We start from the raw sequence: 14709 nt of genomic DNA, 5'->3' as shown, positions 1-14709 counted from the left end.
CCCGCGCCGGGACGTTCTCAGGAAAGCTCCCATACGGTTTCGGTGTGCCCCGAATCCCGCTCCCGCACACGCGCCGGTCCCGGACCGTCACCCTCGCGGTGGTCGTCCTGCTGGTGGCCGCCGCTGTGCTCGTCTGGACCCGCTCGTCGAGCGAGCCCCCGGCGGTGCCGGCGCAGGAGGCCGTCCTCGACGTGCCCGCCGCGCCCGGCGCCACCGCGACGGTCAGCCTGGACACCACGCTCTACCTGCCGGAACGCACGCCCGCCCCGGCGGTCCTGCTGCCGCACGGGTTCGGCGGCGACAAGAACAGCGTCGCCGGGGACGCCCAGGAGCTGGCGCGGCGCGGGTTCGTGGTGCTCACCTACTCGGCGCGCGGCTTCGGCCGCAGCACCGGCGAGATCGGGCTGAACGACCCGGACTTCGAGGTCGCCGACGCCGCCCGGCTGGTCGACTGGCTCGCCACCCGCCCGGAGGTCCGCCTCGACGGTCCCGGCGACCCGCGGGTCGGCGTCCTGGGCGCCTCCTACGGCGGGGCGCTCGCGCTGCAGCTGGCCGGGCGGGACAAGCGGGTCGACGCGATCACGCCGATGATCACCTACAACGACCTGGCCCAGGGGCTGACGCCCAACGCGGCCGCGGCGGCCCCGCCCGCCGCCGGAACGCCCGCGGCGGGCGCGTTTTCACCCGGTGGGGTGTTCAAGAAGTCCTGGGCCGGGCTGCTCTTCTCGGCGGGCACGTCGTCCTCCGGCACCGGCGGCCTGGGGGCCGAGGCGCCCGAGCCCGGCCAGGAGACCGACGACACCCAGACCGCCGGGACCACCGGCGGGGGCGGCTCGGCGGCCGCGGCGCAGCTCCCCCAGCAGGCGCCGGGGCAGCTCGGCGCGACGACGTGCGGCCGCTTCACCGCCGAGATCTGCCGCGCCTACGCCGACCTGGCCACGACCGGCACGGTGAGCCCGCGGGTCGCGGCCCTGCTGCAGCGCCTGTCCCCCGCGGCCGTCACCGGGAACATCACCGCCCCGGCCCTGCTGGTCCAGGGCGAGGCCGACACGCTGTTCGGGCTCGACCAGTCCGACGCCACCGCCCGGCAGATCACCGCGGCGGGCGGGCAGGTGCAGCAGGTCTGGTACACCGGCGGGCACGACGGCGGCCGTCCCGGCCCGCAGCTGCGCGCCAAGATCGGCGACTGGCTGTGGTTCCAGCTCACCGGCGAGGGCGGCAACCCGTTCAGCGGGTTCTCCTACGACGTGCAGGGCTCGCTGCGCGCGTCCGGCTCGCCGTCGGTGCGCACGGTCGACGCCGGCGAGTACCCGGCGCAGGCGCCGCGGCGCACGCTGCCGCTCACCGGCGACGAGCAGACGATCGTCAACCCGCCCGGCGGCACGCCCGCCGCGGTCAGCGGGATCCCCGGCCTGAACGGCCTGGTCAGCGGCTCGTCGCGGCTGTCCGGGCTGTTCAGCATCGACCCGCCCGGCCAGTCCGCGCGCTTCACCTCCGCGCCCGTCGATTCGCAGCTGCTGATCACCGGCTCGTCGACGGTCCGGCTGCGGGTGTCGGGCACCGGCGAGGCGGTGCTGTTCGTCAAGCTCTACGACCTCAACCCGGACGGCACCCGCACGCTGCCGGCGAACGCGATCGCGCCGATCCGGGTCGCGATCCCGGCGTCGGGCACCGCCGAGGTGACCGTGACGCTGCCCGGGATCGTGCGGCCGGTCGAGGCCGGGCACGCGCTGCAGCTGGTGGTCACGACCACCGACCAGGCGTACGCGACCCCGGTGGCCCCGGCGGCGTACCGGGTGGCGCTGGCCGACCCGGCGGTGTCGGTGCCGGTCGTGCCGGGCAACGCGGTCGGCGGCGGGTGGCCGGTCGGCACGCTGATCGGCATCGCCGTCACGCTCGCGATCGCCGCGGCGGTCGCGGCGCTGGCCGCGGTGCGCCGGCGGCGGTCGCACCAGGCCGATCCGGAGCTGGCGCAGGTGCCGCTGGTGATCGACGGGCTGACCAAGGCCTACCCGGGCGGGCTGACCGCGGTCGACGACCTGTCCTTCCGCGTCGAACCGGGCCAGGTGCTCGGCCTGCTCGGGCCCAACGGCGCGGGCAAGACCACGACCCTGCGCATGCTGATGGGCCTGATCACCCCCACCGCCGGGGAGATCAGGGTGTTCGGCCACCGCGTCACACCGGGGGCGCCGGTGCTGTCCCGGATCGGGTCGTTCGTCGAGGGCTCCGGGTTCCTGCCGCACCTGTCCGGCACGGCGAACCTGCGCCTGTACTGGGACACCACCGGGCGCCCGATCGAGCAGGCGCACCTGGAGCTGGCGCTGGAGATCGCCGGGCTCGGCAGCGCCGTGCACCGCAAGGTCCGCACCTACAGCCAGGGCATGCGGCAGCGGCTGGCGATCGCGCAGGCCATGCTCGGGCTGCCGGAGCTGCTCGTGCTCGACGAACCGACCAACGGGCTCGACCCGCCGCAGATCCACCAGATGCGCGAGGTGCTGCAGCGCTACGCCGCGACCGGCCGGACCGTGGTGGTCTCCAGCCACCTGCTGGCCGAGGTCGAGCAGACCTGCACGCACGTCGTGGTGATGCACCGCGGCCGGCTGGTGGCCGCGGTCGAGGTCGGCGACATCGTGGCCGCCGGCGGCGAGGCCACCTTCCGGGTCGACCGGCCCGAGGCGGCGGCCGACGCCCTGCGCGGGGTGCCCGGGGTGTCCGGTGTGGACGTCGAAGGCAGCCTGGTGCACGCCGACCTGGACGGCATGCCGCGTGCCGACGCGGTCGCGGCGCTGGTCCGGGCCGGGGTCGCGGTCGAGCAGGCCGGGCCGCGACGACGGCTGGAGGACGCGTTCCTCCAGCTCGTGGGAGAGGAAACGTCATGAGCGAGAACGGGGTCCACACCGATCCCGCGGCCCTGGACGAGCTGACCGACGCCGCCGAGCACACCCACTCCGGGGTGGGCGCGGACGGCGCGGTCGAGGGCTACCGGCCGGGGCGCACGCTGCGGCTGGGCGTCGAACTGCGGCGCCAGCTGCGGCGGCGGCGCACCCAGCTGGTGCTCGGGTTCGTCGTGCTGCTGCCGTTCATCCTGGTGCTGGCGTTCGAGATCGGCGAGTCCAGCCCGAACCGGCGCTCCGGCGGGTTCGTCGACCTGGCGACGGCGAGCGCGCCGAACTTCGTGGTGCTGGCGCTGTTCGTGTCCGGGACGTTCCTGCTGCCCACGATCGTGGCGTTGTTCTTCGGCGACACGATCGCCAGCGAGGCGTCCTGGTCGAGCCTGAAGTACCTGCTGGCGATCCCGGTGCCGCGGCACCGGCTGCTGCGGCAGAAGGCGATCGCGTCCGGGCTGCTGTCGGTGGTGGCGCTGGTGCCGCTGGCCGTGGTGGCGCTGGTGGCCGGGCTGATCTTCTACGGCGCCGGGGACGCGGTGAGCCCGACCGGGGACGCGATCCCCTTCGGGCAGAGCCTGATCGCGATCGGGCTGTCCGCGGTGTACGTGGTGATCCAGCTGGCGTGGGTGGCGGGGCTGGCGCTGCTGCTGTCCGTGCTCACCGACGCGCCGCTGGGCGCGGTCGGCGGGGCGGTGCTGGCGGCGATCCTGTCGCCGATCCTCGACCAGATCACCGCGCTGGGCACGCTGCGCAACTACCTGCCGACGCACTACTCCTACGGGTGGATGGACCTCATCGCCACCGACATCGACTGGACGAACATGGCCGCCGGGGTGCTGTCCGCGGTGATCTACGCGACCGTGTTCGCGCTGCTGGCCGCGCGCCGGTTCGCCACGAAGGACATCACGAGCTGATTTCCCACTACGGTGGGGCGATGACGACGATCGAGGTGGACAAGGCCGGCGACGTGGCCGTGCTGAAACTGGCCCACGGCAAGGCGAACGCGCTGGACACCGAGTTGTGCCGGGAGCTGGTGGCGCGGCTGGAGGAGGCCGAGCTCGGCGGGGCGAAGGCCGTGGTGCTGACCGGGCGGGACGGGATGTTCTCCGCCGGGGTGGACCTCAAGCGGGTCTCGGCCGGCGGGGCGCCCTACGTCCGGGAGTTCCTGCCCACGCTGTCGGACGCGTTCCTGGCGCTGTTCGGGTGGCCCGGGCCGGTCGTCGCGGCGGTGACCGGGCACGCGATCGCGGGCGGGGCGGTGCTGGCGGCGGCGTGCGACCGGCGGATCCTGAACGCGCAGCGGGGCCGGGTCGGGGTCACCGAGCTGCTCGTCGGGGTGCCGTTCCCGTTGGTGGCGCTGGAGATCCTGCGGTGCGCGTACGGGACGGAGCGGTTGCCGGGGCTGACGTTCCTGGGCGAGACCTACGCCGGACCGGAGGCGCTGGGCCGGGGCCTGGTGGACGAGCTGGCCGCGCCGGAGGAGGTGCTGCCGAGGGCGATCGAGGTGGCGACGCGGCTGGCGGCGGTGCCGGCGGAGGCGTTCCGGCACACGAAGGCGCAGATCCACCGGCCGTTCGACGAGCGGATCGGCGAGCAACGCGCCGGAGACGACGCGCACGTCGAGCGGGTGTGGTCGGCGCCCTCGTCACTGGCCGCGATCGAGGAGTACGTGCGCACCACCCTGGGCGGGTAGGGCTTCCCCCTGCGGCGGCGGGCAGCCGGGCCGGCGCGGCTCCAGGGTGATGGTTCGAGGCGGTCCTGCGTTCCGCAGGCTGCCGGGTCCGGCGCCCCGGCCGCGCGGAGCCGCGACAGCGGGCTTCCCCCGGCCGGGCAGCGGTGGTCCCGCCCAACCCGGCGGCCGCGGGCAGCCCGGCTGCCCGCGGCCAAGGCAGCCCAAGCCCTTCGGCCGGGCCGTCCAGCCGCTGGGCGGCCCGGCCGCCCGTCCGCCCAGCGGCCTAGTAGTCCGCGGTTCCGCCAGCCAGCGGCCCGACGGGCCAGCTGCCCGCCTGCCCGGACACCAGCCGCCCAACCGGCCCCTCGGGCGAGCGCCCTACTTCAGGCCGGCCGCGTCCATTCCTCGTAGTTCCTTCTTCAGCTCCGCGATCTCGTCGCGGAGGCGGGCCGCCAGCTCGAACTGCAGGTCGCGCGCGGCTTGCATCATCTGGTCGGTCATCTGCTGGATCAGGTCGGCCAGCTCGGCGCGTGGCATGCCCGCCACGTCGCGGTCCACCAGGACCCCGGAGCTGCGGCCGCCCTGCTCGGGCTTCTTGCCGCGCGAGGCGTTGCGGCCGGAGCCGCCCACCTGCACCGCCTGCTCGGAGTCCTCCGCCTCGCTGTAGACCCGGTCCAGGATGTCCGCGATCTTCTTGCGCAGCGGCTGCGGGTCGATGCCCCGCTCCTTGTTGTAGGCCATCTGCTTCTCGCGGCGGCGGTTGGTCTCGTCGATCGCGTAGCGCATCGAGTCGGTGATCTTGTCCGCGTACATGTGGACCTCACCGGAGACGTTCCGCGCCGCGCGGCCGATCGTCTGGATCAGCGACGTGCCGCTGCGCAGGAAGCCCTCCTTGTCCGCGTCTAGGATCGCCACCAGCGACACCTCCGGCAGGTCCAGGCCCTCGCGCAGCAGGTTGATGCCGACCAGCACGTCGAAATCACCCGACCGCAGCTGCCGCAGCAGCTCCACCCGGCGCAGGGTGTCCACTTCGGAGTGCAGGTACCGCACCCGGATGCCCAGCTCCAGCAGGTAGTCGGTGAGGTCCTCGGCCATCTTCTTGGTCAGCGTGGTCACCAGGACCCGCTCGTCCCGCTCGGCGCGCAGCCGGATCTCGTGCACCAGGTCGTCGATCTGGCCCTCGGTCGGCTTCACCACCACCTGCGGGTCGATCAGGCCGGTCGGGCGGATGACCTGCTCGACGAACTCACCACCGGTCTGACCCAGCTCGTACGGGCCCGGCGTCGCCGACAGGTACACCGTCTGGCCGATGCGGTCGGTGAACTCCTCCCACGTCAGCGGCCGGTTGTCCAGCGCGCTGGGCAGCCGGAACCCGTGCTCGACCAGGGTCCGCTTCCGCGACGCGTCACCCTCGTACATGCCGCCGATCTGCGGCACCGTCACGTGCGACTCGTCGATGACCAGGAGGAAATCCTCCGGAAAATAGTCGATCAGGGTCGCCGGCGCGGAACCGGCCGGGCGGTCGTCGATGTGCCGCGAGTAGTTCTCGATGCCGGAGCAGAACCCGACCTGCCGCATCATCTCGATGTCGTAGCTGGTGCGCATCCGCAGCCGCTGCGCCTCCAGCAGCTTGCCCTGCTTCTCCAGCCGCTCCAGCTGCTCGGCCAGCTCCGCCTCGATGCCGCGGATCGCCTTCTCCATGCGCTCCGGCCCGGCCACGTAGTGGGTGGCCGGGAAGATGCGCACCTCGTCGACCTCGCGCACGATCTCACCGGTCAGCGGGTGCAGGTAGTACAGCTTGTCGACCTCGTCGCCGAAGAACTCGACCCGCACGGCCAGCTCCTCGTACGCCGGGATGATCTCGACCGTGTCGCCGCGCACCCGGAACGTGCCGCGGGAGAACGCGAGGTCGTTGCGGGTGTACTGGACGTCGACCAGGGCGCGCAGGAACGTGTCGCGCTCGACCTCCATGCCGACCTCCAGCTTGGAGGACCGGTCGAGGTAGGACTGCGGCGTGCCCAGGCCGTAGATGCAGGACACGGACGCGACCACGATGACGTCGCGCCGCGACAGCAGGTTCATCGTCGCCGAGTGCCGGAGCCGCTCCACGTCGTCGTTGATCGACGAGTCCTTCTCGATGTAGGTGTCGGTCTGCGGGACGTAGGCTTCCGGCTGGTAATAATCGTAGTAGCTGACGAAGTATTCGACCGCGTTGTGCGGGAACAGCTCGCGCAGCTCGTTGGCCAGCTGCGCGGCCAGTGTCTTGTTGGGCGCCATGACCAGCGTGGGCCGCTGCACCCGCTCGATCAGCCAGGCCGTGGTCGCCGACTTGCCGGTGCCGGTGGCGCCCAGCAGCACGACGTCCTTCTCGCCCCGCTCGAGCCGCTTGGCGAGCTCGTCGATGGCCGCCGGCTGGTCACCGGCGGGCTGGTACTCGCTGACGACCTCGAACCGGCCGCCCGCGCGCGGGATCTCGGAGACGGGCCGGAACTCGGACTGGGCGAGCACGGGGTGTTCGGTTGCGAAAGCCACGGAAACCAGAGTAGGCCGACCCACCGACAGTTTCCCGCGAGGTGGTGTTCTAGCAGGCCAGACGCCGGTCGCGGGCGGCACGGGCCAGGCAGGCCTCGCACGGCATGCCGCAGATCCGCTCCAGCAGCTCGGCGCTCCCGCAGGCGATCGGCGCGCCGCACCGGGCGACGAGCACCTCGGGGATGGGGCCGGTCTCGGGGATGGGGACGAGGTGACACACCCGGTCGCGTTCACCCGCGACGCCCCGGCGCAGGCGCACGAGGGCCATCACTCCGGTCGGCTCGGCGTGGACGACGTTCCCCATGGGTGAAGCGTAAACCGGAATAATCGTGGAATCTTCGTGCCGTCGGCCCAATCCTGGGGGCCAGAACTGGTCCTGAAGGACGAAAGCGCAGGACCGCGGGGTGACGCAGGCGGCGGGGAAACACTCAAAAGAGACAAAGCGGAAGCCGTGCCGCTACGCCTGGGGCCGTCGCTCCAGCCCGAGCTCGCCGAGCGGGCGGGAGCACGGGACCGGTCTACGACGCCGTCAGCACGGCCGCCCCGAGCCGGTGGCACAGCCGCAGCGCGAGTTCGACGTCGAGGCGGTTCTCCGACACCGGGCGGCCCAGCATCTCCTCCGCCTTGCGCACCCGGTACTGCACCGAGTTCTTGTGCATCGTCAGCTGCGTGGCCGCCGCGGTGTAGCTGCCGCCCGCGGCCAGGAACACCCGCAGCGTCTCGCGCAGCCGGGCGTGCTGCTCGTCGTCGGTGGCCAGGTCCCGCAGCGTGTCCGCGACCCACCCGCGGGCGGCCGGCAGGTCGCCCGCCATCAGGGCCATCGCCCCTACCTCGCGGAAGGTCAGGACCCGGTCGCAGTGCTCGCCCGCGGCGAAGGCCAGGTTGTACACCCGCTGCGCCTGCCGGTGGCTGCGCCGGAACCCGTCCAGCCCCTCCCCCGGATCGCCCAGCACGAAGCGGATGCCCGGATCGGCCTTGTCCAGCACCTTCCGGACCCGCTCCTCGTCCGGCATCGCCGGGCGCTCCAGCGGGAACCACACCCACGCGCAGACCTCGTCGTTGGGCACGAACAGCGGCGCGCCCGTGCTGGGCAGCCCGCCGGCAAGCTCGGTCGCGACCGCTTCCAGCCCGCTCAGCACGTGCCCGGCGGCCGGAACCGGGGCCTGCCACACGATCATCGCGAGGTGGGTGCCGCGCAGCCGGTAGCCCAGGCTGGTCTCGCTGGTGTCGGTGGCCCCGCCCTCCAGCAGGGTCCGCACCCGGGCGGCGCGCACCGCACTGCGGTTGACCAGCCAGCGGTCGCGTTCCTCCTGGTAGGCCGACACGGCCTGCTGCGTGACCCGGTCGATGAAGGCGAACGCGCCGGTCAGCGCGTGCCCCATCAGGCGGCCGAGCAGGTCCGGATCGGACACGAACTTGACGGCCTCGCGCAGGGAATAATCGAGCAGCGCGGTCTGGCCCAGGTAGTAGGCGCGGATCAGGTCGACGACCGGGGTGCCGCGCTGGGCGAGCCGCCGCGCGTACTCCATCGCGGCGGCCGGGGCCTCCACCCGTCGCGGGTCGATGCCGTGCTGGAAGATTCGCAGCGCGGTGTCCAGGTTCTGGTAGACGCTCGCCGACATCAGGCTGACGACGCTCTCGTCGTCGTTGACCAGGTGCGGCAGCTCGCGGGCGTACATCTCGACCAGCTTCACGGTGAGCTCGCTCGCCCGTTCGGCGAGCGCGGCGGCCACCCGCGCCACGGCCTCCAACGTGTCTGCCTCGTCCGCCACGTGATCACCCTACCGTCGTGACAGTTCCCAACTCCGTGTAAACCAGCAGAATGGAGCCATGACCGCGCACGCCGGGACGATCCATCCCCCGAAGATCGAGACCTTCGACGTCGCGAACCGGACCAACACCGATCCCAAGGGCATCGCGCGCGCGGTCGAGGAGTACCGCGTCGAGCCGTTCGGCCTCTACCTCGCCCGGCCCACTCCCGGCCGCGCGCAGTTCCACTACCTCGAGTCCTGGGTGCTGCCCGGGCTCGGCCTGCGGCTGACCGACTACTGGTTCCGCCCCGGCCACGAACGCGACCAGGACTTCTACCTCGACGTGGTGTCGGTCGAGCGGGACGGCGCCACCTGGCGCACCACCGACTGGTACCTGGACCTGGTGGTGCGCGAAGGCGAGCGGGTCGACGTGCTCGACACCGACGAGCTGCTCGCCGCGGCCCGCGCCGGGCTGCTCACCGCGGGCGAGGCCGAACGCGCCCTGGAGATCACCTTCGACGCGGTGAACGGCCTCGCCGCGCACGGCTACCGCGTCGGCCGCTGGCTGGCCACCCACGACATCCACCTGACCTGGCGCCGCCGCTGACCATCCACCGATCGGTGGATGCCCGGGCATCGGGCGGCTGACGCCGGGTCCCGCCGCCGGGTCGATCCGCTCCGCCCGGTTCCGGCGAATGCTGGTGCCATGGGGATCATCGAGGTGGAAAACCTCCACAAGCGCTACGGCGCGAAGGTGGCGGTGCAGGACGTGTCCTTCACCGTCGAGAAGGGCGAGATCTTCGGGATTCTCGGGCCGAACGGCGCCGGGAAGACCACGACGGTGGAGTGCCTGGAAGGGCTGCGGCGGCCGGACGGCGGCACAGTCCGCGTGCTCGGGCTGGACCCGCGGCACGAGACCGCGGAACTGCGCAAGCGGCTGGGCGTGCAGTTGCAGGAGACCGAGCTGCCCGACCGGCTGCGGGTCGGTGAGGCGCTCGAGCTGTACGCGTCGTTCTACCCGGACCCGGCCGATCCCGGCGCCCTGATGGCGGAGCTGGGCCTGACCGAGGTGCGCGATTCGGCGTACCGGAAGCTCTCCGGCGGGCAGAAGCAGCGCGTCTCGATCGCGCTCGCGCTGATCGGCAAGCCCGAGGTGGCGGTGCTCGACGAGCTGACCACCGGGCTGGACCCGCAGGCGCGGCGCGACACCTGGGAGCTCATCGAGGGGGTGCGGGCGCGCGGGGTGACGATCCTGCTGGTCACCCACTTCATGGAGGAGGCGGAACGGCTGTGCGACCGGATCGCGGTGATCGACCGCGGCCGGGTGGTCGCGGTCGACACGCCGGCCGGGCTCGTCGCGCGGGTGACCGACGAGCAGCGCGTGCGGTTCCGCCCGTCGACCCCGGTGGCCGACGAGGTGTTCACCGCGCTGCCCGAGGTGCGGCGCGTGGACCGGCACGGGGACCGGATCGTGATCACCGGGGACGGCAACGTGCTGCAGGCGGTGACCTCGGTGCTGGCGCGGGCGCAGGTCGTCGCGCTGGAGCTGCGGGTGGAGCAGGCCGGGCTGGACGACGCGTTCGTCGCGCTGACCGGCCGCACGATGGAGACGGGAGAATGACCATGCTGTCCAGGCTCACCGCCGTGGAGGCGAAGCTGTTCCTGCGCGATCCGGCCGCACCGGTGACGGTGCTCGGCATCCCGGTCGCGTTGCTGCTGGTGTTCGGGCTGATGCCGGGCATGAACCAGCCCAGCGAGGACTTCGGCGGGCAGGTCCCGCTGTCGGCGTTCATCGCGCCGCTGTCGGTCGCGATCCTGATCGGGATGCTGGGGCTGACCCTGTTCCCGGTCGTGATGGCGACGCACCGCGAGAAGGGGGTGCTGCGCCGCCTGGCGGCCAGCCCGGTGCCGCCGTCCCGGCTGCTCGTGGCGCAGTTGCTGGTCAACCTCGGGGCCGCGCTGGTGGTCGTGCTGGTCATCGTGGTCGGCGGGCACCTGGCACTCGGGTTCGCCCTGCCCGCCAACGCCGGCGGGTTCGTGCTGACGCTGGCGCTGGGCGTGCTCGCCCTGTTCGGCGTCGGCCTGCTGATCGCCGCGCTCGCCCCGACCGGGCGGACCGCGAGCGGGGTCGGCGCGGCCCTGTTCTTCCCGATGCTCGCGCTCGGCGGGGTGTGGGTGCCGAAGGAGGACCTGCCCGCGGTGCTGCAGGACGTGGCCGACGTGCTGCCGCTGGGCGCGACGCTCAACGCCCTGCGCGCGGCCTGGACCGGCGGCTGGCCGCAGCCGCTGCAGCTGATCTCGATGGCGGTGTTCGCGCTGGTCTGCGCCGGGGTGGCGGCCCGCGTGTTCCGGTGGAACTGAAGAAGTCGGCGTCGGTGGGCAACCGATCCGGCGCGGGCCGCGTCAGAGAGGCGAAGCTCGCTCGCGTTCGTGTCCACGGCGACGGGCTGATCCCGGTGGCTGGTCGGCATTCTGCTTGGGGGTATGCCGACCAGCCACCATCGTCTCCCCGGGCCGGGCGGAGCGCCGGATAATGCCTCCCGTGAACCGCCGCTTCTGGTCCTCCTCGCTCGACTTCGCCATCGGGCCCGGCGGTCCGTTGCCGCAGGCGTGGGACCGCTGGGCGGAGAACCGCCTGGCCTACGTGCTGCTGGGACTGGCGACCCTGGTCAGTCACCGGGCCGACGTCCTGCCGCTGGCCGGCGCGACCCTGGCCTGGCTGCTGCTGACCAGGTACGCGGTGCCCCGGCGGTGGCGGTCGCACGGGATCGTGCTGGCGGTCTCGTTCGCCGGGACGCTGACGCTGGCCTCGCTGCTGATGTTCCGCGAGATCCTGTTCCTGGTGTTCATGATCAGCTGTTTCTTCAGCGCGCTGAAGCTGAAGCCGGTGCCGCTGGGCGTGCTGGCGCTGGCCGCGACCTCGCTGATGATCAACACGATCGGCTCCGGCGGGCCGCTGCGGGCGCTGGCCGACGAGCCGGTGCTGTGGCTGACCATCGTGGTCGTGCAGACCGGGGCGATCTGCGGCGGCACCGTGGTCAGCCGCAAGCTCAGCGAGCAGAACGAGGCGCGGCGCGCGGCGGCGACCGCGCGGGAGGCGGCGCTGGCGGAGAACGCGGGCCTGCACCGGCAGCTGTTGTCCCAGGCGCGCGAGGCCGGGGCGCTGGAGGAGCGGCAGCGACTCAGCCTGGAGATCCACGACACGCTCGCGCAGGGCTTCACCGGCATCATCACCCAACTGGAGGCCGCCGAGCAGGATCCGGACCAGTGGCGGCGGCGGGTGGCCACGGCCACCGCGCTGGCGCGGGAGAACCTCGCCGAGGCGCGCCGGTCGGTGAACGCGCTGCGGCCGGGTCCGCTCGACGAGGCCCGGCTGCCCGAGGCCCTGCAGGCGGTGGCGGAGCGGTGGTCACAGCGGTCCGAGGTGGCGGTCGAGTTCACCGCGACCGGCACCGCGCGCCCGATGCACCCGGAGATCGAGGCGACGCTGCTGCGCGTCGCCCAGGAGGCACTGTCCAATGTGGCCAGGCATGCCGGGGCGCGGCGGGTCGGCCTCACGTTGTCCTACATGGAGGATCAGGTGACGCTCGACGTGCGGGACGACGGGGCCGGCTTCGACCCATCGCGGCGCGGAGACGGGTTCGGGCTGCCCGGGATGCTGCAGCGGGTGCAGCGGCTCGCCGGGACGCTCGCGGTGGAGTCCGAACCCGGTGGCGGGACGGCCATCTCCGCCAGCCTGCCCGCGATTGGGGCGGCATGATCACCCTGGTGCTCGCCGACGACCACCCGGTGGTGCGGGACGGGCTGCGCGGGATCTTCACCGCCGAGCACGGGTTCGAGGTGCTCGGCGAGGCCGGGGACGGCGCGGAGGCGGTGGCGCTCGCCGAACGCGTGCGGCCGGACGTCGTGCTGATGGACCTGCGGATGCCGGGCACCGACGGGGTGCACGCGATCGGCGAGCTGGCGCGGCTCGGCAACCCGGCGCGGGTGCTCGTGCTGACCACCTACGACACGGATTCCGACGTGCTGCCGGCGATCGAGGCCGGTGCGACGGGCTACCTGCTCAAGGACGCGCCGCGGGAGGAGCTGTTCCGGGCGGTGCGGGCGGCGGCGCGCGGCGAGGCGGTGCTCTCCCCCGCCGTGGCGACCCGGCTGATGGGGCAGATGCGGGCGCCGGCGCGGGAGGAGCTGAGCCAGCGCGAGATCGAGGTGCTCACGCTCGTGGCCCGCGGCGGCACGAACAAGGACGCGGCCGCGAAGCTGTTCATCAGCGAGGCGACGGTGAAGACGCACCTGCTGCACGCCTACGCGAAGCTCGGGGTGAAGGACCGGGCCGCCGCGGTGGCGCTGGCGCTGCGGCGGGGGCTCATCGACCTCGACTGAGCCCCCGCCGCCGGGGATCTCACGCGGCCGCGCGGTGGATGACGATGTCGTCGAGCCGGGTGCGGGCGTGCACGCTGACGTGGTCGTCGAAGTCGTCCGGCTGCGGCAGGGAGCTGCGCACCGTGCCCTTGGTGCTCCGGGCGTCCACCGAGGCGGCGGTGCGTTCGCCGATGCCGACCTCGATGCCCCCGGAGGCGTTCACCAGCTCCGCGACGCCGCGCGTCAGCCGGCCGATCCGGATCGGACAGTCGCCCGCCTTCGCGGTGACGCTGCCCTCGGCGCGGTCGATGTCGAAGCTGCCCCGGGCGCTGCCGAGGTCGACGCCGGAGCGGGCGTGGCCGATCCAGACCGTCCCGGTCGACCCCTGGTAGCGGACGGCGCCCCCGGCCTCGCCGATGCGCAGGGCGGCCGCGCCGCCGTCGATGTCGGCGGGTCCGGCGATGTGCCCGACGGCGACCGAACCGGCGGCGAGGTTGCCGCGCAGGGCGGCGATGTGGTCGAGCTGGACGTGTCCGGAGCCCAGGTTCAGCTCGCAGTCGCCGAACCGGCCCTCGGTGCGCACGTCGGTCCAGGTGGTGTGCAGGACCAGGCGGGAGCCGGCCGGCAGCTCGATGGTGATGGCGACCGACCCGTCCTTGTCGCCGGGCTTGCGGGTCTTGACGGACAGCTCGCCGCCGGCGAAGGCGACCTCGGTGCGCTCGGCGACCTTGAGGTGGGCCTTGTTGGTGCGGTCGACGGGCTCGACGCGCACCACCGTGTGCGGCCGCTCGCTGGCGGTGATCCGGATGCGGGCGCCGGCGGTGATCAGGCCGGCGGTGATGGGGGCGGGGGTGGCGAAGGTGGTCATCGGGGGCTCCTTGTCCGGTTTCGTTGTGATCACTTTCGCCGCCGGGTCTGACACCGGGCTGTCACGGTTCTGACAGGCCGCGTCAGGCTGCCCCACTGGCCGGCCGGGGTGGGCACCGCCGCCAGGTGCTGCGCGCGGATTTTTGTCGTACCCCCCGCCTAGCCTCGGGCGCATGGTGTTGTCGGTGGAAGAACGTGAACGATTCCTGGCCGAGCCGCACGTCGGCGCGCTGTCGGTCGCCGAGGCGGCCGACCGCGCGCCGTTGACGGTGCCGATCTGGTACCGGTACACGCCGGGCGGTGAGCTGTGGGTGCGCACGCCGCCCGGTTCGCGGAAGGCGCGGGCGATCGAGGCGGCGGGCCGGTTCGGCCTGATGGCGCAGCGGACCGAGCCGACGGTGCGGTACGTGTCGGTGGCCGGCCCGGTGACGGCGATCGAGCCGGACAGCGCGGAGCGCGCCCGGGAGATGGCGGAGCACTATCTGCCGGCGGCCCAGGTGGAGGAGTTCCTGGCCTACGAGCGAACGCGGCTCGGGGAACACGTCGTGGTGAGGATGCGGCCGGAGCGCTGGCTGTCGGCGGATCTGGGGGGCGGATAAGCGGGATCCGGGTGTTGCGTGGGTGGGTTGGGGTGGTT

General features: G+C 73.1%; 13 protein-coding genes. 9 read left to right on the top strand and 4 right to left on the bottom strand.

The genetic code is table 11. The features are described 5' to 3' along the window. Positions 1 to 44 precede the first annotated feature (44 nt). From D0D28_RS29595 to D0D28_RS29585, 3 genes are read left to right on the top strand one after another with little or no spacing between them, the layout of a single operon-like run. The gene (locus D0D28_RS29595) at positions 45 to 2879 is read left to right on the top strand and encodes an alpha/beta fold hydrolase (RefSeq protein WP_116114264.1); all 2835 of its coding nucleotides are present in this window, start codon (positions 45 to 47) and stop codon (positions 2877 to 2879) included. Then, positions 2876 to 3802: an ABC transporter permease gene (locus D0D28_RS29590; protein WP_116114262.1), complete on the top strand. Its 927-nt coding sequence runs from the start codon at positions 2876 to 2878 to the stop codon at positions 3800 to 3802. Before D0D28_RS29595 ends, D0D28_RS29590 begins: the two co-directional genes overlap by 4 nt. Positions 3803 to 3822: 20 nt before the next feature. Then, positions 3823 to 4581, top strand: a complete 759-nt coding sequence (locus tag D0D28_RS29585) for an enoyl-CoA hydratase/isomerase family protein (RefSeq protein ID WP_116114260.1) — start codon at positions 3823 to 3825, stop codon at positions 4579 to 4581. A gap of 357 nt (positions 4582 to 4938) precedes the next feature. On the opposite strand, the gene uvrB is transcribed toward D0D28_RS29585, so the two are convergent. From uvrB to D0D28_RS29570, 3 genes are all read right to left on the bottom strand, one after another. Further along, positions 4939 to 7092, bottom strand: coding sequence for an excinuclease ABC subunit UvrB (uvrB, locus tag D0D28_RS29580; RefSeq protein WP_094006011.1), 2154 nt, complete (start codon positions 7090 to 7092; stop codon positions 4939 to 4941). A 49-nt stretch (positions 7093 to 7141) separates the two neighbouring features. Continuing rightward, positions 7142 to 7396: a hypothetical protein gene (locus tag D0D28_RS29575; protein WP_094006010.1), complete on the bottom strand. Its 255-nt coding sequence runs from the start codon at positions 7394 to 7396 to the stop codon at positions 7142 to 7144. Positions 7397 to 7610: 214 nt separating this feature from the next. Further along, entirely contained in the window at positions 7611 to 8864 is a 1254-nt protein-coding gene (locus tag D0D28_RS29570; protein ID WP_116114258.1) for a PucR family transcriptional regulator, read from the bottom strand. A gap of 58 nt (positions 8865 to 8922) precedes the next feature. Between D0D28_RS29570 and D0D28_RS29565 the strand changes: the two genes are divergently transcribed. From D0D28_RS29565 to D0D28_RS29545, 5 genes are all read left to right on the top strand, one after another. Beyond that, positions 8923 to 9450: a DUF402 domain-containing protein gene (locus tag D0D28_RS29565; RefSeq protein ID WP_094006008.1), complete on the top strand. Its 528-nt coding sequence runs from the start codon at positions 8923 to 8925 to the stop codon at positions 9448 to 9450. Between the two features lie 99 nt (positions 9451 to 9549). Beyond that, positions 9550 to 10464, top strand: a complete 915-nt coding sequence (locus D0D28_RS29560; RefSeq protein ID WP_116114256.1) for an ABC transporter ATP-binding protein — start codon at positions 9550 to 9552, stop codon at positions 10462 to 10464. Further along, the gene (locus D0D28_RS29555; RefSeq protein ID WP_429727762.1) at positions 10461 to 11204 is read left to right on the top strand and encodes an ABC transporter permease; all 744 of its coding nucleotides are present in this window, start codon (positions 10461 to 10463) and stop codon (positions 11202 to 11204) included. The genes D0D28_RS29560 and D0D28_RS29555 overlap by 4 nt, the downstream gene beginning before the upstream one ends. A gap of 172 nt (positions 11205 to 11376) precedes the next feature. Then, positions 11377 to 12603 (top strand): sensor histidine kinase, encoded by a 1227-nt coding sequence (locus tag D0D28_RS29550; RefSeq protein WP_116114254.1) that lies wholly within the window; start codon positions 11377 to 11379, stop codon positions 12601 to 12603. Then, positions 12600 to 13226, top strand: coding sequence for a response regulator (locus D0D28_RS29545; protein ID WP_094006005.1), 627 nt, complete (start codon positions 12600 to 12602; stop codon positions 13224 to 13226). Before D0D28_RS29550 ends, D0D28_RS29545 begins: the two co-directional genes overlap by 4 nt. A gap of 19 nt (positions 13227 to 13245) precedes the next feature. Here D0D28_RS29545 and D0D28_RS29540 read toward each other — a convergent pair whose 3' ends face one another. Further along, on the bottom strand, positions 13246 to 14073 hold the full coding sequence (locus D0D28_RS29540) for a DUF4097 family beta strand repeat-containing protein (RefSeq protein WP_094006004.1): 828 nt from the start codon (positions 14071 to 14073) through the stop codon (positions 13246 to 13248). Between the two features lie 172 nt (positions 14074 to 14245). On the opposite strand from D0D28_RS29540, the gene D0D28_RS29535 reads away from it, so the two are divergent. Next, a complete protein-coding gene (locus tag D0D28_RS29535) occupies positions 14246 to 14671 on the top strand; it encodes a pyridoxamine 5'-phosphate oxidase family protein (RefSeq protein ID WP_116114252.1) in 426 nt (141 codons plus the stop codon). Positions 14672 to 14709 lie beyond the last annotated feature (38 nt).

The organism is Amycolatopsis ruanii, from assembly GCF_003385175.1.
Classification (GTDB): domain Bacteria; phylum Actinomycetota; class Actinomycetes; order Mycobacteriales; family Pseudonocardiaceae; genus Amycolatopsis_E; species Amycolatopsis_E thermalba.
Note: the sequence above shows the minus strand (reverse complement) of the source record. Positions and strands in the feature narration are given on the sequence as shown.